Here is a 17,663-nt window from a genome sequence, read left to right on the forward strand (position 1 = left end):
GTTTTGGGGGGACGACATGCATCAAAACAAAGACTTAAAGCGCGTCGACTGAATCCTTTTCAGCGCGACGCGCTTTAAGAAGCCTCTCCATGGAGATCTGATGTTCAATCGCGTCATCCTCGTCGTGGTCTTCGTGCCTCTGGCCATCATCCTGATCGCGCTCGCCGTCGCCAACCGCGGCGCCGTCGCCTTCACGCTCGATCCATTCCATCCCGGCAATCCCGCGCTGACGCTGAACCTGCCGCTTTTCATCTTCCTGTTCCTGGCCTTGGCCGTCGGCATGGTCGTCGGCAGCGTGGCAACCTGGGTGAAGCAGGGGCGCTACCGCAAGCTCGCGCGCCAGCGCGGCCTGGAAGCCGAAAACCTGCGCCAGGCGGTGAGCCGCCCGCCCGCTGCATCCAACGGACCGGCGCTGCCCAAGCCGAACTAGCTAACGCCTCACGGAGCCTTCGATGCTGACCATTTCGGCCGCCGAGGTCGATCGCGCGCTGACCTTTCCCGGCCTTGTCGAGACGTTGCGCACCGCTTTCCGCGATGGCGCGGTGCAGCCGGTTCGCCACCATCATGGCGTCGAGCGGCCGGACGGCGCCGCCTCGACACTGCTTTTGATGCCGGCCTGGACCGACTTCAACGCCGCCGGCACCTCGGCGGGAGGCCATATCGGCGTCAAGATCGTCACCGTGTCGCCGGATAACAACACAAAAGGCAAGCCGGCGGTGACGGGCCTCTACCTCTTGCTCGACGGCGTCACCGGCGAGCCGCAAGCGCTCATCGACGGCCAGCGGCTGACGCAGTGGCGCACGACCTGCGCCTCGGCGCTCGCCGCCTCCTATCTCGCCCGCAAGGACGCCTCGCGGCTTCTGGTGATCGGCGCCGGCGCGCTGTCGCCCTTCCTTGCCAAGGCGCATTCGGCGGTCCGGCCGATCACATCCATCCGCATCTGGAACCGCACGCCGGCCAACGCCGAAAAGGTCGCCGCCGCCTTGCGCGCCGAAGGCCTTCCGGCGAGCGCCGCCGTCGATCTCGACGCCGAGCTCGCCAAGGCCGACATCGTCGCCTCGGCGACGATCTCGAACACGCCCCTGGTCAAGGGCGCGCTGCTGAAACCGGGCGCCCATGTCGACCTCGTCGGCGGCTTCACGCCCGACATGCGCGAGGCCGATGACGACGCCATTTCCCGCGCCCGCGTCTATGTCGACACCCGCGCCGGCGCCACCAAGGAAGCCGGCGACATCGTCCAGCCGCTGGCCTCGGGCGTGCTGAAGCCGGAAGCGATCGTCGCCGATCTGCACGAATTGGCGCGCGGAGAAAAGCAGGGCCGGCAGAGCGACAGCGAGATCACGCTGTTCAAGTCGGTCGGCGCCGCCCTCGAGGACCTCGCCGCCGGCATCGCGGTCTACAAGGCGCTCAAATAGCCGCTAGGCCAGCTTGGTCCCCATCGCCTCGCCGATCAGCCGGAAATCATGCTCGCTGATTTCGAACAGGCCGAAACGAAGCTGATAGCCCCAGTTCGGCTTGCCTGCGGTAAAGTCGAGCCGGTCGAGCAGGGACTTGATCGGCGCCTCCTTGGCGTCGACCCAGTCGACGTCGCGCCTGGCGGGCGTGAAACCGCCACCCATGACGCCCTCATACACCTCGCCTTGCCGCACCGTGCCGAGGGCCGTGAAGGATTGCAACCCGTCCTTCTCGCCGAGCACGGTGCTCGGCGAGTAATAGACGATGCCGTCGCCCGGCTTGATGCGGCGCAACGGCGCCGCCTTGCCGTGGTTGACCTGCATGAAGCCATCCTTGCGGCCGATCCGCACATGCTCGGCCGACGCGACGGCAACCCAGTAGGCGCTCACCCTTGCGCTCCCTCGAACGGCCAGTAGACGCGCAGGCGATGATTGTCCGGATCGAGCGCCACGAAAGTGCGGCCGAAATCGAGATCGGTTGGAGCCTGCAGTACGTTGATCCCCCTGCCAGTCCAATCCGCGTGGGTGGCGTCGACCGCTGCCGCGTTCTCGACGGCAAGCACGAGCTCGCCGCCACCGCCTGCAGCCGCCGCGGCCGGTTCGACCGTATGGCGCGACCAGAGACCGAGCTTGAAGCCCTTGTCGAGCACGAACATCGCGAAGGTCGGCGAGGTTTCGACCGGCTCGCGCCCAAGCAACGAGGCGTAGAACGCGCCGCTCTTTTCCGGGCTGTCGACATAGAGGATGACGAAATTCGGCGTGGTCATATCTGATCTCCAAAGTGTCTGAACCTTGGAGACCATACGCAAACCTACTGTCAGATTCTGGCAGCAGCGATCAGCGGGAAGCGTCTTTCGCGCCATTCGCGCCCGGCGCACCGAGCGTCGCCCGCCACTCCTTCAGCATGGCCTGGCGGCGGCGCGGATAGCGGATGTCGGTCGCTGTCAGGCCGGACATCCGGTCGGCGCGGAAATGCCGGAAATCCTGGCGCGTTTCGCACCACGCAACCATCACCCGCACCTTGTCGAAGAAGGCGAGCGCGAATGGCCAGACCAGGCGCTTCGATGCCGTTCCCCCGGCGTCACGATAGAGGAAGCCGAGCTTGCGCTCGTCGCGGATCGCCTGCCGCACGACACCGAGGTCGATCGCTTCGGCATTCTCCGGGCCCGGCCCAACGAGCAGCGTCGTTGCATCGAGGTCTTCGCGCAAATCATCCGGCAGCACCGCCGCGATCTTGGCCAACGCATCCGTCGCTGCCGCCGCCAGCCTTTTGTCAGGTTGCTTCGCCACCCAGCGCGATCCGAGCACGATCGCCTCGATCTCCTCGTCGCTGAACATCAGCGGCGGCAGCATGAAGCCGGGCTTCAGCACATAGCCAAGCCCCGCCTCGCCCTCGATCGGCGCGCCCTGCCCCTGCAGCGTCGCGATATCGCGATAGAGCGTGCGGATCGACACGCCCATCTCGTCCGCAAGCGTGCGGCCGCTCACCGGCCGGCGGTGGCGGCGCAGAATCTGGACGAGGTCGAGCAGGCGGGCTGAACGGGACATAGTCGGTTTCGCGTCTCAAAAACTGGGTGCATCGCAGATGCGGGACCATTTTGTTGCGCGGCCCGAAGCCCTATGTCAAAAGCGGCCTGCCGTTCCGGAGACCGTTCTTGAAATCCTTTCGCGATCGAAACCGCGACAACCGCCCGCGCCAGCCTGCGAAAGCCAGCAGCGTCCAAGCACGTCCAGGTGAAGCGAGGCCGGAGCACCGGCAGGAAACCAAACCGGCGCCGCGCGTGCTTGCGCGCCGCGAGGGCGCGTTGCCCGCCGAACGCCTGCCATTGATCCTCGAAGTCGCGCCCAACGCCGATTATGCGCTGCTCGACAGCGGCGCCGGCGAGAAGCTCGAGCAATACGGCCCCTACCGCATCGTGCGCCCCGAAGGCCAGGCGATCTGGCAGCGGGCCCTCCCGGCCAAGGAATGGGAACGCGTCGACGCCATCTTCACCGGCGACACCGACGAGGAAGGCATCGGCCGCTGGCGCTTTCCGAAGGCGCCGCTCGGCGAGACCTGGCCGATGAAGCATGACGGCATAGATTATCTCGGCCGTTTCACCTCGTTCCGCCATGTCGGCGTCTTTCCGGAGCAGGCCTCGCACTGGGACCATATGGCGGGGCTGATCGCGGCGGCGAAGCGCCCGGTCAAGGTGCTCAACCTCTTCGGCTATACCGGCCTCGCCTCACTGGTTGCGGCCCGTGCCGGCGCCGAGGTCACCCATGTCGATGCCTCCAAGAAGGCGATCGGCTGGGCGCGCGAGAACCAGGAGATGGCCGGCCTTGCCGACAAGCCGATCCGCTGGATCGTCGAGGACGCGGTGAAATTCGCCGAGCGCGAGGAGCGCCGTGGCAGCCGCTACGACATCGTGCTATTCGATCCGCCGGCCTATGGCCGCGGCCCCAAGGGCGAGGTCTGGCAATTGTTCGAGGATCTGCCGGGTCTTACCGACCTTTGCCGCTCGATCCTGACGCCGAAGCCGCTCGCCGTCGTCCTCACCGCCTATTCGATCCGCGCCTCCTTCTTCGCCATCCATGCGCTGATGCGCGATACTTTCGCCGGCATGGGCGGCACGGTCGAGTCCGGCGAACTGATCATTCGCGAGAAATCCGCCGGCCGCGCGCTGTCGACCTCGCTGTTCTCGCGCTGGGTGGCCTGAATGACTGCACATGACGGCGCACGCCCTGTCGGGCAGGTCAAGGAAGTCACCAGCCTCGCCAATCCGCTGGTCAAGGACATCAAGGCGCTGGCGCTGAAGAAATTCCGCGACCAGCAGAACGCCTTCATGGCCGAAGGCCTGAAGCTGGTCATCGACGCCCTCGACCTCGGCTGGTCGATCAGAACCTTGGTCTTCGCCAAGGCCGGACGCGGCAATGCGGCCGTCGAGAAGGTCGCCGCCCGCACCGTCGCCGCCGGCGGCACAGTGCTCGAAGTCTCGGAAAAAGTGCTCGCGGCCATCACCCGCCGTGAAAACCCGCAAATGGTGGTGGGCGTCTTCGCGCAGCAGACCGTGCCGCTGAAAGACATCCGCGCCAGGGACGGCGACGTCTGGGTGGCGCTCGACCGGGTGCGCGACCCGGGCAATCTCGGCACCGTGATCCGCACCGTCGACGCCGTCGGCGCCAAGGGCGTCATCCTGGTCGGCGACACCACCGATCCGTTCTCGCTTGAGACGGTGCGCGCCACCATGGGCTCGATCTTCGCCGTGCCCATCGCCAGGGCGACCGAGCAGGCCTTCCTCGCCTGGCGGCGCGATTTTTCCGGCCTGGTCGCAGGAACGCACCTCAAGGGCGCGGTCGACTATCGCTCCGTCGATTTCTCCAGGGGGCCGGTCTTGCTATTGATGGGCAACGAGCAGCAGGGGCTGCCCGAGAGCCTCGCCGAAAGCTGCGACCGGCTGCTCAGAATCCCCCAGGCAGGCCGCGCCGATTCGCTCAATCTGGCGGTCGCCACTGGCGTGATGCTGTTCGAGATCCGGCGCGGCGCATTGAAGCTCGATCCCGCCAACGACATCCGATGAAGGCTGGCGATGAGGACTGCTAAGTGAAATCCTGGTCCCCTTATGTCGTGCTGGTCGTCATCGCCATTGCGTTCGACCAGTGGATCAAGCAGCTGGTCGAGAACGGCCTCGCCTTTCAGGAGAAGGTCGATCTGCTGCCGTTCCTGGCGCTGTTTCGCACCTACAACACCGGCATTGCCTTCTCGATGTTCCAGTCCTTCGGCGATACCGGCCTGGTGGTTATCGCCGTGCTGGTCGTCGTCTTCGTGCTCTATCTCGCCACGCGCACGCCAGCAGGCCATGTCGTCGCCCGCATCGGCTTTGCGCTGATCATCGGCGGCGCGCTCGGCAACCTCATCGACCGTGCCGCCTACGGCCACGTCATCGACTACATCCTATTCCACACGCCGGTCTGGTCCTTCGCGGTGTTCAACCTCGCCGACGCTTTCATTTCGGTCGGCGCGGCGCTGGTCGTCTTCGACGAGCTGATCGGCTGGCGTCGCCAGCCGAAGCCGTCGCAAGATTGACCTCGAGCGGCGGTCGCCGCACAGTTGGTTCAGAGTTAAAACGAGGAGAAAAAAGTGTCGGATACCTTCAAAGCCATCCTCGTTTCGCGCGATGCGGACAAGAAGCAGTCCGTCGATATCGTCGACCTCACCGAGGCCGACCTGATGGAAGGCGATGTCACCGTCGCCGTCGAGGCCACCACGGTGAACTACAAGGACGGGCTCGCCATCACCGGCAAGGCGCCAGTCGTGCGCCGATGGCCGCTGGTTCCAGGCATCGATTTCGCCGGCACCGTGATCTCCTCCTCGCATGCCGACTGGCGCAAGGGGGATAAGGTGATCCTCAACGGCTGGGGCGTCGGCGAGACGCATTACGGCGCCTATGCCGGCCGCGCCCGCGTCAAGGGTGACTGGCTGGTGCCACTGCCCGAGGGCATGAGCGCGCATGATGCGATGGCCGTCGGCACGGCAGGCTACACGGCCATGCTCTGCGTCATGGCGCTGGAGCGGCACGGCATCGTGCCCGACCGCGGCCCGGTGGTGGTCACGGGCGCCGCCGGCGGCGTCGGCTCGGTCGCCATCTCGATCCTGTCGAGCCTCGGCTACCATGTCATCGCCTCCACCGGCCGCAACGCCGAAAGCCCCTATCTGATCGACCTCGGCGCGGCCGAGGTGATCTCGCGCGAAGAGCTCAGCCAGCCCGCGAAGCCGCTCGCCAAGGAGCGCTGGGCAGGCGGCGTCGATTCGGTCGGCAGCCACACCTTGGCCAACGCGCTGTCGATGACCTCCTATGGCGGCGCGATCGCCGCTTGCGGCCTGGCCGGCGGCATGGACCTGCCGGGAAGCGTCGCGCCCTTCATCCTGCGCGGAGTCTCGCTGCTCGGCATCGATTCGGTGATGGCGCCGAAAGCGGTCCGCCTGGAGGCATGGCGCCGCATCGGCACCGATCTCGACTTGAAGAAGCTGTCGACATTGTCGCGCACGGTCGGTTTCGACGGCATCGTCGTCGCCGCGCGAGACATCGTCGAAGGCAAGGTCAGGGGCCGCGTCGTCGTCGATATGTAGCTGGAGCAATTCCAGGAAAAGTACGCGGCGGTTAGGCCCGTAGCCTTCCGTCCGCAATTGCTTGGAAACAACGGCCAGACCCCGCAAAGTCCCGGTTTTGCCCGCGCATGCGGGCGGCCGGAATCCGCGCGATCGCTAAAATTCGAACGATCCCTCCCAGTGTTCCATAATTTCTGTCTGGCATGGTCTGCGCATGGTCGCGGACTCCGACATCAGACAGGACAGCAAAGCCGCGGGCGCTGACAGGCTCATCCCCGATGCGCCGAAGCGGCAGGTGCTCGTCGCGCCGCCGCTGGCTCCCGAATTGCCCGCGGCCAGCCACGAAGGTCTGCCGTTCCTGACAATCGTCGCCATCGCCGTCCTGGCTGGCCTGGCGCATCTCACCGGAGCGCCGATCATCGTCACCATCGGCCTCGCCGCCGCGGCGCTTGCCGGCCTGGCCATGCATCTGCGCAACCGTCGCGACGAGCGGCGCACCGCAGCGCTTCTCGACGAGACCGCCGCCCGCAGCCGCGCCGAGATCGAGACTCTCGCCGACCGCATGTGGGAGATGCAGGAGAGCGAGGAGCGCTTCCGCGGCCTGATCGACGCGCTTGGCGACCTCGTCGTCCATCGCGATCGCGACGGCCATATCGTTTATGCCAACACCGTCTTTGCCTCGCTTGTCGAGGTCGACGCGCGCGATCTTGCCGGCAAGACCTTGTCCGAGCTCGGCATCGATGTCGGCGTCGTTCCCGACGCCGCCTTCTCCGATCATGAATGTCTGAGTTCCACCGATGTCGCGATCCGCACCCCGAACGGGCCGCGCTGGTTCTCCTGGATCGAATTGTCGGTGCGCGACAAGGACACGGGCGCGGTCTCGCACCGGGCGATTGCCCGCGATATCACCGCCCGCAAGCGCGCCGAATCCTCGCTGATCACCGCGCGCGAGCGCGCCGAATACGCCAGCCAGGCCAAGTCGCGCTTCCTCGCCACCGTCAGCCATGAGATCCGCACGCCGATGAACGGCATCATGGGCATGGCGAAGCTGCTTGCCGACACCGACCTCTCGCCCGAACAGCGCACCTATGTCGGCGCCGTTTCCACCTCGGCCAGCGCGCTGCTCGCGCTTATCGAGGACCTGCTCGACTATTCCAAGATCGAGGCCGGCCGCTTCGAGCCCGAGCCGCAGCCGACCTCGCTGCGCGAAATCGCCGACAACATCATCGAGCTTCTGGCAGCAAAGGCTTTCGCCAAGAACATCGGCCTTGGCTGCCATGTCGAGCCCGACGTGCCGCAGATGATCACCGCCGATCCCGGCCGCGTGCGCCAGGTGCTGATCAACCTCATCGGCAATGCGGTGAAGTTCACCGACACGGGCGGCGTGCTGCTCACCGTGGCGCGCGCCCGCACCGAGACCACCGACCGCATCTGCTTCACTGTCGCCGACACCGGTCCGGGCCTGCGTGAAGAGGACATGGAGCGCATCTTCGAGGAGTTCGAGCAGTCCGACGGCACCTCGACCAGGGTGCATGGCGGCGCGGGTCTCGGTCTTGCCATCTCGAAGCGGCTGGCCACCGCGATGGGCGGCACGATCTCGGTTTCGAGCCGGCTCGGCGAAGGGTCCGAATTCGTCCTCGAGCTTCCGGCGGTCGCGGCGACCGAGCCGCCGCCGCATCGCCACAACATCCTTGCCGACCGGCGGGCGGTGATCGTGTCGAAAAACGCCGTCGAGGCCGATGCCATCGCCCGCGCGATCAGGGCCCATGGCGGCATCGTCGAGATCGCGGCGACACCAAGCCAGGCCGCTCCCTTCGCTGCCGGCTGCAACGTGCTCCTGATCGACGCCGCGCTCGAAAACAGCGACGGCAGGCTGCTCAAGCGGCTGCGCGACTCAGGCTTCGCCGACTGCGAGGCCATCACCCTGATCGCGCCGACGGATCGCGGCATGCTCGGCGAATTCCGCGCCAGCGGCTACGCCACTTTCCTCGCCAGGCCGGTGCGCGGCGAAACCCTGCTGCGGGTGCTGTTGACCAGCCATGGCTCCGCGCTTGCCCAGCCGCAGCCACAGCCGCGCGAGGCTTCCTCGGCGCGCAAGCGGGACCAGGGCCTGTCGGTGCTGATCGCGGAAGACAACGACATCAACGCCATGCTCGCCCGCGCCACGCTGCTCAAGGCCGGGCATCGCGTCAAGATCGTCGGCAACGGCAAGGCGGCGGTCGATGCCGTTACCGATGCCGGCCTGAAGTTCCGCTTCGACGTGGTGCTGATGGACCTGCATATGCCCGTCATGGATGGGCTGGACGCGATCGCCGCCATCCGTCGCCACGAAGAGTCGCTCGCCATGCCGCCGATCCCGATCATGGTGCTCTCTGCCGACAGCCAGGAAAAGACCCGGCATGCCGTGCTCGCCCACGGCGCCAGCGGTTTCGTCACCAAGCCGCTCGACCCGGACGCGCTCGTCCAGGCGGTCGAGGGCCAGGTTGCCGCCTGAGGAAATTTTTAACGCTTGAAACGCCTTGGCACGCTTGGCTTTCGCGGCCACAAGATAGCCGGTTGATGGTATTGCCCAGCCGACAAAGTATTGCCCGCCACGTCGTATCACGGTACTGTCACAATCCTGTTGCACCTACACCGTATCCCCGTGCCAAGAGGGATGGCTCGAAGGAGAATCACTCGTGCATACAGTCGTGCCTGAATGTGACACTCGGCCGAATGCCGGCGGCGCCCTGCTCGCTGCCCGTAGCGCCGACGCCGTCGCAAGCGGTGCTCCGCTGGGCCGCATCGGCAATCTCGAAGTGCGGCTCGCCCGCAACGAGGCCGAGATCGCCGCCGCCCAGGAAGTCCGCTATCGGGTATTCTACGACGAGCTTGGCGCGAGGAAGGACCTTTTCCAGGCGCAGGACCGGCGCGACGCCGACCGTTTCGACCCGCTCTGCGATCACCTTCTTGTGTTGGACACCTCCCTTCCCGGTCCCGAGCATCGCCGCATCGTCGGCACCTATCGCTTGCTGCGGCAGGAGATCGCCGCGACGGCCGGCGGCTTCTATTCCGAGGGCGAATTCGAGCTCACCAAGCTGATCGCCAGACACCCCGGCCAGCGCTTCCTCGAGCTCGGCCGCTCCTGCGTTCTGCCGGAATACCGCTCCAAGCGCACCATCGAGGCGCTCTGGCAGGGCATCTGGGCCTATATCAACCACTACGACATCGGCGTGATGACCGGCTGCGCCTCCTTCCATGGCATCGTGCCGGCGGCGCATGCCGAGGCGCTGACCTATCTCGCCCATCATTGCCGCACCAACTCCGCCTGGGACGTTCGCGCGGTTCCGGGACGCTACTGCTCCATGGACCTGATGCCGATCGAGGCGGTGAACACCAAGGCGGCGATCGCCGCCATGCCGCCGCTGGTCAAGGGCTACCTACGCGTCGGCGCCCGCATCGGCGACGGCTGCGTCATCGACCACGAATTCTCGACCGTCGACGTCTTCGTCGTCATGCCGGTCAAGGAGATCGGCGCCCGCTACGTCAATTACTATGGCGGCGAAGGGCAGCGCTTCGCCGCATAGCGAATAGCGAATAGCGAATAGCGAATAGCGAATAGAAACGCTATCTCGGGTAATCTCTACTCGCTACTCCCTATTCGCTACTCCCTATTCGCTACTCGCTTAGGGGATGTCTTCCGGCCTCCGTCCCGGCCGGCTCTTATAGGCCGGAAACGACCAGCCGAATTTGAGCGCCCCGCCGCGCACCATGAACGCGCCAGCGAAGCCGAGCAGGCTGGAGGCCAGCGCCGGCAGGCCAGCGAGATCGCCAAGGGTGAAGATGGTGGCGCCGGCAAGGGCAGCCGTGACATAGATTTCTGGCCTGAGCAGCACCGAAGGCTCGCCGGCAAGCAGGTCGCGCAAGATGCCGCCGAAGGTCGCCGTCAGCACGCCCATGACGACCGACACGACCGGCGAGCCGGTGATCGCCAGCCCCTTGGCCGCGCCCATCACGGAGAACGCGGCAAGTCCGATGGCGTCGAGCCAGAGAAGCAATTTGTAGCGCGATTCGAACCGGTGCGCGCTGAAGAAGACCAGCACCGCGACGACGGCGCAGATCAGCACATAGCCGCTGTTGGCGACCCAGAACACCGGCAGGTTGAGGATGGCGTCGCGCAACGTCCCGCCGCCGATGCCGGTGACGCTGGCCAGGAACAGAAAGCCGATGATGTCGAGCTCTTTGCGCGATGCGGCAAGCGCGCCCGTCGCCGCGAAGACGGCGACGCCGGCATAGTCGAGCAACGCGATGGGGTTCATTGGGTGAGCGAGTAGTGAGTAGCGAAAAGTGAGTAGAGGAATAGCACGAAGCCGCAGAGAAATATCAGTCCCCTACTCACTACTCCCTATTCGCTACTCATTATCAAGCATCCTTCTCGGCCTGCTCGTTCACCGGGCCCGGCTCGACCTTCGCCTCGCCGGTTGCCTTCGGGCCGCCCTTGGCGACGCCGACCATCGCCGGCCGCAGCACGCGCTCGCCGATCGAATAGCCAGGCTGCACCACCTGGACAACGGTACCGGCCGGAACTTCCGGATTCGGCACCTCGAACATCGCCTGGTGGAAGTTCGGATCGAACTTCTCGCCTTCGGGCGCGAGTTTCTTCACGCCATGGCGCTCCAGCGCCGAAAGCATGGCGCGCTCGGTGAGGTCGACGCCTTCGATCAGCGACTTGAAGCCGGCGTCGCCGCCAGCCTTCGCCTCGGCGGGGATCGCGTCCAGCGCGCGGCGCAGATTGTCGGACACCGACAACATGTCGCGCGCGAAATTGGCGACGGCGTAGGCGCGGGCGTCCTGAACGTCGCGCGCGGTGCGCCGCCGCAAATTCTCCATCTCGGCCGCGGTGCGCAGCGCGCGGTCCTTCAGTTCCTCGTTTTCCTTCAGCAGCCGCACCAGCGCTTCGTAGTCGCCGTCGACGCCACCTTCCGCACGCTCGCCGGAAGCCTGGGTGGCTTCCATATCTTCGGGCGTGCGTTCGTCTTTTGCCTGGTCGCTCATCGCGTTTCCCGTCATTCGGATTGGTCTGGATTTGCGCCCGATATCGAGGTTTGGGCGTCAAAAATCAAGGGGTAAGCGCTGGCCGCGGATGTCGGGCCATCGTTTCAAATTAATTCAAATTTTACCGTATCACACAGCTTTGCTTGCCCTCAAATGCCGTTGCGGGAACCATAAGCGGGCTGGAGGAGTTTCGAAGCCGACACAGGATTTTGGGACGATGAACGGCAACAACGGCAACAGGCGCGCCGAATTGGCCAACGATATCAGGCGGCAAGCGGGCAGCGAAGCGACGAAGCGCTTCATGCGCACCTTGCCGGCATTTCGCTTGGAAAAGAAGGTGCCCCAGCGGCTGAGCGACCTGCTTGACCGCCTCGACAACGCCGAGGCGAAGACTGCGGGCGGCGGAAGGCGTCAATAGCCGTACGCCGCAATTAGAGCAATTCCAGGAAACGTGTGTAGCGGTTGGGCTCGGCGACTTCGCCGTAGCCTTCCGTCCGGAATTGCGCAAAAAACAAGTTTCAGGCCGCCTTGCGGTCGTCACGCATCAGCGCTTCGCCGTGGCGGATCTCGGTGCCGAGCACTTTCAGGCATTCCCGCATGAAGGCGGCAAGGCCCGGCCAGCCCTTGGCTGAAACCAGATTGCCGTCGACATGCGCGCCGGTCGGCGCGACATCGATATAGATGCCGCCGGCAAGCGTCACTTCCGGCTCGCAGTAATGCAGCGCCGCGACTTCCTTGCCGCGCACCACGCCATCGACCGCGATCAGGATCTGAGCGCCATGGCAGATGGTGAAGATCGGCTTGCCTGTTTCATGGAAATGCCTGACCAGCGCCTGCACGCGCTTGTCGATGCGGATATATTCCGGCCCGCGCCCGCCCGCCGCGTAGACCGCGTCGTAGTCGGCAGGGTTCACCTCGGCGAAGGTCTTGTTGAGGATGTAGTCATGGCCGAGTTTTTCGGTATAGGTCTGGTGGCCCTCGAAGTCGTGCAATGAGGTCTTGAGCACATCGCCGGCCTTCTTGTCGGGACACACCACATGGACGGTGTGGCCGACCGCGTGCATGGCCTGTTCAAAGACGAAAATCTCGTACTCCTCGCTGAACTCGCCAACGAGCATCAATATTTTCTTGCCTGCCATGCTGCTTCCTCCCTTAGCTGGTTATTTATTTCGGATCGCGAAATAATAACTCTATCCTAAGGGCAAGAAGATCAAAGGGGAAGCACGAATCGCATGGCTGGTCTGACCAGATGGATTTCGCACTATCGATTGGCGCGTAAAGAGAACGCTATGGAGGGAAAACCGAAGAGACTGGTCCGACCAAGACCGGCAGGATCAGGTCGCTGCCTGGATCATGTCCGCGGCCTTCTCCGCGATCATGATCGTGGGCGCATTGGTGTTGCCGCCGATCAAGGTAGGCATCACCGAGGCATCGACCACACGCAGCCCTTCCAGCCCGCGAACCTTGAGCTTCGGATCGACCACGGCCATGTCGTCGATGCCCGTCTTGCAGGTGCCGGCAGGGTGGTAGATCGTGTCGGCGCGCGCCCTGATATGCGCCATCAGGTCGGCATCGCTTGAAGTGCCGGCGGTGTAGACTTCCCTGGCGCGATATTTCGCCAGCGCCGGCGCTTCCAATATGGCGCGCATCATCCGCACGCCCCTGAGTAGAAGGTCGGCGTCGCGCTCGTCCTCTAGGAAGCGCGGGTCGATGCGCGGCGGCGCTAGCGGATCCGCGCTCATCAGCCCCACCTCGCCGCGCGAATGCGGCCTCAGCACACAGACATGGCAGGAAAAGCCGTAGCCCATATGCAGCTTGCGGCCATGGTCGTCGACGATGGCGATGCAGAAATGCAATTGCAGGTCGGGACGCTCGATCGCCGGGTCGGATTTGAGGAAAGCGCCGCCTTCGGCATAGGGGTGGCGATCATGCCGGGTGCCGTCCTTGCGCCAGCGTAGCATGTGCCTGATCAGGCCCGGCATGCCGCGCAGGCCGATGCCCATCAGATCCGTCTCCCGCGACTTCCAGGCGAGGATGAAATCGAGATGGTCCTGCAGATTCCGGCCGACGCCGGGCAATTCGTGGACGAGCGGAATACCATGCGCCGCGAGCTCGACCGCCGGACCGATGCCCGAGAGCAGAAGCATCTGCGGCGAACCGAACGCCCCGCCGCACAGGATGACCTCGCGTCTGGCTTCCGCGACCGCTTCGCTCTTGCCGATACGATAGCGCACGCCTGTGGCGCGCTTGCCGTCGAGGACGACGCGCGTCGCATGCGCGCCGGTGACCACGGTGAGGTTCGGCCGGCCGATCGCTGGATGCAGATAGGCGGCCGCCGCCGAGCAGCGCTCGCCGTTTCGGCCCTCGCCCCAGAACTGCGTCACCTGATAGCGGCCAGCCCCTTCCTGCTCCGGCCCGTTGAAGTCGTCGTTGCACCTGATCTGGTTTTCGCCGCAAGCCTCGACGAAAGCGCTGGAGATCGCGCGCGGTTCCTGCTGCTCGGCTACCCTGAGCCGCCCGTCGCCGCCATGCAGCGCGTCGGTGCCACGCTGGTTCCCTCGGCGCGCCGGAAATAGGGTAGCACCTCGTCCCACGACCAGCCATTGCAGCCGAGACCGGCCCATTCGTCATAGTCGCGGCGGTTGCCGCGCGTGTAGAGCATGGCGTTTATGGCGCTCGATCCGCCCAATGCCTTGCCGCGCGGCTGGTAGCCGATCCGCCCACCCAACCCCTGTTGCGGCACCGTCTGGAAGGCCCAGTTGTTGATCTTCGGACGGCCGGGCAACAGCGCAATAACACCGGCCGGCGCGCGGATCAGCAGATCCTTGCCGGCGCCGCCCGCCTCGAGCAGGCAGACCGTCTTCGATGGGTCCTCGGAAAGCCTGGCGGCAAGCGCCGGGCCGGCGGAGCCGCCGCCGGCGATGACATAGTCGTAGCGCATCTTCTCCCCCCGGCGGATGTTTCCGTCCGTTTACCCGAGAGAATGCCTGCCGGCGCGATTTGTAAAGATGCCGCTGCGTTAGCTGGGTCGCTTGCGCCGCCAGGAATATTTCGGCCCCTTGGGCTCCTGCTCCACGGCCGGCTGATAGTACACCGGCAGACCACCGGTCCGGCCTTCCTCAAGACGCTTCAACAGCACCGGGTTGGAGACCTCGAACTCGTCGAAGCCGAGCCGCAGCATATGCGGCAGCTGGTCGACCAGCACCTGGCCGGTGGCGCGCACCGCGCCCTTGAAATGATGCCGGGCCCGCAGCAATTCGCCCTTGGAAAAGGAGCGGCCGTCATTGAAGGCCGGGAAGGCGAGCGCCACCATCGACAGCTGGTCCAGCAGGCCGGTTATCTTGTCGAGCTCGTCGCCCGGCTGCAGCAGGACGCCGAGGCGCTCGCGCGCCGACTTGCGGACCTCCTCATCAAGCCCGAGAAACGCCTGCAGCGGCAGGATGAAGCGGCCATTGCCGGCGAGCGCCTCGGCGCCTTCGGCGTGGGTCCACTCGTCCTCGCGAAAACCGTCCGTGGTCCAGAGGCGGGTCCCCGCTGTCGTCGATCCAGTCATCAAAAATCCTAAAGTTCAAAATTGTCCCAGCGAACCGGCAGGCCGCCAGCAACCGGAAGCCGGCGCTTGCGAACCGGCATCACGTGGATAGCGATATACCCTAAAGTGAGGCGTCGGTCAGCGACTTCTCCAGGCCCGACAAATGGATGCCGCACTCTGTCTTGGCGTGGCCAGCCCAGCGGCCGCTGCGCGCATCCTCGCCCGGCTGCACCGGCTGCGTGCAGGGAAAGCAGCCGATCGAAAGATAGCCATAGGCGACCAGAGGATTTTCGCGCAGCGCGTGCGCACGCATATAGTCGGCCTGGTCCGACGTCGTCCAACGCGCCAGCGGGTTGATGCGGATGCGCGAGCCGACCGCCTCGAAGACCGGAAGTGCCGCCCGCGTCGAAGCCTGGAAGCGCTTGCGCCCGGTGAACCAGGCGCGGAACGGCTCGACGCCGCGCGCAAGCGGCTCGACCTTGCGCACGTTGCAGCAGGAATCGGTGTCGGTCTCATGTAGCCTGCCGGTCGGGTCGACACGTTCTAACGCCGCCTCCTCCGGCTTGATCACCCTGATATCGGTCAGGCCGAAATCGGCGACCAGCGCGTCGCGATAGCCGAGCGTCTCGTCGAAATGCTTGCCGGTGTCGAGGAAGATCACGGGCAGGGTACGGTCGATCTCCGAAATCATGTGCAACAGCACGGCGGAGTCGGCGCCGAAGGACGACACGGCGGCGACCTCGCCGCGGAAGGCTTCGCGCACCGAGCGCCCGATGATCTCGATCGGCTTCAGATGGCCGTGCAGCGCGTCGAGCCCCGCCGCTTCCGCGGCAATGCCGGCCTCGACACCGCCCACCCGGTCAAGCGGCCTTGGTTTCGCCAGCATAGAGCGCCTCCTTGAACGGCGCGGGACCGACACGGCGGTAGGCGTCGATAAAACGTTCGTCGGGATTGAGCCGAAGGCCGAGATAGGTATCGACGATCTGCTCGATGGCATCGGTGATCTCTTCCGAGGAGAAGCCGCGGCCGATGATCTCGCCGACCGAGGTGTTCTCGTCGGCCGAGCCGCCAAGCGTCACCTGGTAGAGCTCGGAACCCTTCTTCTCCACACCCAGGATGCCGATATGGCCGACATGGTGGTGGCCGCAGGCGTTGATGCAGCCGGAGATCTTCAGCTTCAATTCGCCGATCTCACGCTGCCGCTCGAGCGAAGCGAAGCGGCGCGAGATTTCCTGCGCCACCGGAATGGAGCGTGCCGTGGCGAGCGCGCAATAATCGAGGCCCGGGCAGGAAATGATGTCGCTGATCAGGTTGGAATTGGCCGTCGACAGGCCGATCTCGACAAGCGCGTCATAGACCGCCTTGAGATCGGCGCGCGCCACATGCGGCAGGATCAGGTTCTGCTCGTGGCTGACCCGCAATTCGTCGAAGGCGTACTTCTCGGCGATGTCGGCGACGGCTTCCATCTGGCTGTCGGTGACGTCGCCGGGCACCTCGCCGATGCCCTTGAGCGAAATCGTCACCGCCGCGTAGTCGGGGTGACGATGCGTCACGACATTCTGGTCGAGCCATTCCGAAAAGCTTTTGGAGTCGAGACGTGCCTGCTTGACGAGAGCATCGCCTTCCGGCCGTGCCGACAGCGCCGGCGGCGCGAAATAGGCGTTGATGGCCGCGATGTCGGCCTCCGGCAACTTCAGCTCGGTGTCCTTGAGCTCCTGCCATTCGGCCTCGATCTGCCGTACGATCTCCTCGACGCCGGTCTCGTGCACCAGGATCTTGATGCGCGCCTTGTACTTGTTGTCGCGGCGGCCGTAGAGGTTGTACACGCGCAGGATCGCCGTGCAGTAGGACAGCAACTCGGCTTCCGGCAGGAAGTCGCGGATCTTCTTGGCGACCATCGGCGTGCGGCCCAAGCCGCCGCCGACATAGACGGCAAAACCCAGCTCGCCGGCCGCGTTCTTCTTCAGGTGCAGGCCGATGTCATGCGCCTGGATGGCAGCCCGGTCGCGCTCGGCCCCAGTCACCGCGATCTTGAACTTGCGCGGCAGGAACGAGAATTCCGGATGAACCGAGGACCATTGCCGCAGGATTTCGGCGTAGGGACGCGGATCGGCGACCTCGTCTGCGGCCGCCCCGGCGAAGTGGTCGGCGGTGACGTTGCGGATGCAATTGCCGCTGGTCTGGATGCAATGCATCTCGACGCTGGCGAGATCGGCCAGGATCGCCGGAACGTCGGCGAGCGCCGGCCAGTGGAACTGCAGGTTCTGGCGCGTGGTGAAATGGCCGTAGCCCTTGTCGTATTTGCGCGCGATATGGCCGAGCATGCGCAATTGCCCACTGTTCAGCGTGCCGTAGGGCACCGCGATGCGCAGCATATAGGCATGCAGCTGCAGATAGACGCCGTTCATCAGCCGGAGCGGCCGGAACTGGTCCTCGCTGATCTCGCCGGCGAGCCGGCGCTTTACCTGGTCGCTGAACTCGGCGACGCGGGCCTGAACGAAATCGTGGTCGAACTCGTCGTAACGGTACATGCTTCGTCTTTCCAGGCGCGTCC

18 protein-coding genes and 1 pseudogene are annotated in these 17,663 nt (G+C 65.2%); 9 read left to right on the forward strand and 10 right to left on the reverse strand.

Translation table 11 applies throughout. The features are described from left to right. Positions 1-100: 100 nt before the first annotated feature. Positions 101-430, forward strand: coding sequence for a DUF1049 domain-containing protein (locus FJ471_RS11690; RefSeq protein WP_140803309.1), 330 nt, complete (start codon positions 101-103; stop codon positions 428-430). A 22-nt stretch (positions 431-452) separates the two neighbouring features. Beyond that, positions 453-1,415 (forward strand): ornithine cyclodeaminase family protein, encoded by a 963-nt coding sequence (locus FJ471_RS11695; RefSeq protein ID WP_140803310.1) that lies wholly within the window; start codon positions 453-455, stop codon positions 1,413-1,415. Between the two features lie 3 nt (positions 1,416-1,418). Here the strand turns inward: FJ471_RS11695 and FJ471_RS11700 are convergent, their stop codons facing one another. The 3 genes from FJ471_RS11700 to FJ471_RS11710 form a co-directional block, all read right to left on the reverse strand. Beyond that, on the reverse strand, positions 1,419-1,844 hold the full coding sequence (locus tag FJ471_RS11700) for an EVE domain-containing protein (protein WP_140803311.1): 426 nt from the start codon (positions 1,842-1,844) through the stop codon (positions 1,419-1,421). Further along, positions 1,841-2,221, reverse strand: a complete 381-nt coding sequence (locus FJ471_RS11705) for a VOC family protein (RefSeq protein WP_140803312.1) — start codon at positions 2,219-2,221, stop codon at positions 1,841-1,843. Before FJ471_RS11705 ends, FJ471_RS11700 begins: the two co-directional genes overlap by 4 nt. Before the next feature lie 70 nt (positions 2,222-2,291). After that, the gene (locus FJ471_RS11710) at positions 2,292-3,002 is read right to left on the reverse strand and encodes a YafY family protein (RefSeq protein ID WP_140803313.1); all 711 of its coding nucleotides are present in this window, start codon (positions 3,000-3,002) and stop codon (positions 2,292-2,294) included. A gap of 107 nt (positions 3,003-3,109) precedes the next feature. Here FJ471_RS11710 and FJ471_RS11715 point away from each other — a divergent pair, with 107 nt between their 5' ends. From FJ471_RS11715 to FJ471_RS11740, 6 genes are all read left to right on the forward strand, one after another. Next, positions 3,110-4,153 (forward strand): class I SAM-dependent rRNA methyltransferase, encoded by a 1,044-nt coding sequence (locus FJ471_RS11715; RefSeq protein ID WP_140803314.1) that lies wholly within the window; start codon positions 3,110-3,112, stop codon positions 4,151-4,153. Next, on the forward strand, positions 4,154-5,014 hold the full coding sequence (locus FJ471_RS11720) for an RNA methyltransferase (RefSeq protein WP_140803315.1): 861 nt from the start codon (positions 4,154-4,156) through the stop codon (positions 5,012-5,014). 23 nt (positions 5,015-5,037) lie between these two features. Next, positions 5,038-5,520: a signal peptidase II gene (gene lspA / locus FJ471_RS11725; RefSeq protein ID WP_140803316.1), complete on the forward strand. Its 483-nt coding sequence runs from the start codon at positions 5,038-5,040 to the stop codon at positions 5,518-5,520. 54 nt (positions 5,521-5,574) lie between these two features. Next, the gene (locus FJ471_RS11730; protein WP_140803317.1) at positions 5,575-6,564 is read left to right on the forward strand and encodes an MDR family oxidoreductase; all 990 of its coding nucleotides are present in this window, start codon (positions 5,575-5,577) and stop codon (positions 6,562-6,564) included. 193 nt (positions 6,565-6,757) lie between these two features. Continuing rightward, on the forward strand, positions 6,758-9,037 hold the full coding sequence (locus tag FJ471_RS11735; protein ID WP_140803318.1) for a PAS domain-containing sensor histidine kinase: 2,280 nt from the start codon (positions 6,758-6,760) through the stop codon (positions 9,035-9,037). Positions 9,038-9,221: 184 nt separating this feature from the next. Continuing rightward, positions 9,222-10,109 (forward strand): GNAT family N-acetyltransferase, encoded by an 888-nt coding sequence (locus FJ471_RS11740; protein ID WP_140803319.1) that lies wholly within the window; start codon positions 9,222-9,224, stop codon positions 10,107-10,109. A gap of 99 nt (positions 10,110-10,208) precedes the next feature. Here the strand turns inward: FJ471_RS11740 and FJ471_RS11745 are convergent, their stop codons facing one another. After that, positions 10,209-10,841 (reverse strand): trimeric intracellular cation channel family protein, encoded by a 633-nt coding sequence (locus tag FJ471_RS11745; protein ID WP_140803320.1) that lies wholly within the window; start codon positions 10,839-10,841, stop codon positions 10,209-10,211. A 103-nt stretch (positions 10,842-10,944) separates the two neighbouring features. Next, a complete protein-coding gene (gene grpE, locus FJ471_RS11750) occupies positions 10,945-11,577 on the reverse strand; it encodes a nucleotide exchange factor GrpE (protein WP_140803321.1) in 633 nt (210 codons plus the stop codon). A 217-nt stretch (positions 11,578-11,794) separates the two neighbouring features. Between grpE and FJ471_RS11755 the strand changes: the two genes are divergently transcribed. After that, complete coding sequence (locus tag FJ471_RS11755) at positions 11,795-11,995, forward strand: hypothetical protein (protein WP_140803322.1); 201 nt, start codon at positions 11,795-11,797, stop codon at positions 11,993-11,995. Between the two features lie 100 nt (positions 11,996-12,095). Here the strand turns inward: FJ471_RS11755 and FJ471_RS11760 are convergent, their stop codons facing one another. The 5 genes and pseudogenes from FJ471_RS11760 to FJ471_RS11780 all read right to left on the reverse strand — a co-directional run bounded on the left by FJ471_RS11760 (position 12,096) and on the right by FJ471_RS11780 (position 17,640). Further along, complete coding sequence (locus FJ471_RS11760; protein WP_140644581.1) at positions 12,096-12,716, reverse strand: DJ-1/PfpI family protein; 621 nt, start codon at positions 12,714-12,716, stop codon at positions 12,096-12,098. Positions 12,717-12,911: 195 nt separating this feature from the next. Beyond that, positions 12,912-14,518 (reverse strand): annotated as a pseudogene (locus tag FJ471_RS11765) (GMC family oxidoreductase N-terminal domain-containing protein). A 78-nt stretch (positions 14,519-14,596) separates the two neighbouring features. Next, on the reverse strand, positions 14,597-15,130 hold the full coding sequence (locus FJ471_RS11770) for a DUF934 domain-containing protein (RefSeq protein WP_140803323.1): 534 nt from the start codon (positions 15,128-15,130) through the stop codon (positions 14,597-14,599). A 100-nt stretch (positions 15,131-15,230) separates the two neighbouring features. Next, positions 15,231-15,995 (reverse strand): phosphoadenylyl-sulfate reductase, encoded by a 765-nt coding sequence (locus tag FJ471_RS11775; protein WP_140803324.1) that lies wholly within the window; start codon positions 15,993-15,995, stop codon positions 15,231-15,233. Then, positions 15,970-17,640, reverse strand: coding sequence for a nitrite/sulfite reductase (locus tag FJ471_RS11780; RefSeq protein ID WP_140803325.1), 1,671 nt, complete (start codon positions 17,638-17,640; stop codon positions 15,970-15,972). Before FJ471_RS11780 ends, FJ471_RS11775 begins: the two co-directional genes overlap by 26 nt. Positions 17,641-17,663 lie beyond the last annotated feature (23 nt).

Source organism: Mesorhizobium sp. B2-7-1, from assembly GCF_006440735.1.
GTDB lineage: Bacteria > Pseudomonadota > Alphaproteobacteria > Rhizobiales > Rhizobiaceae > Mesorhizobium.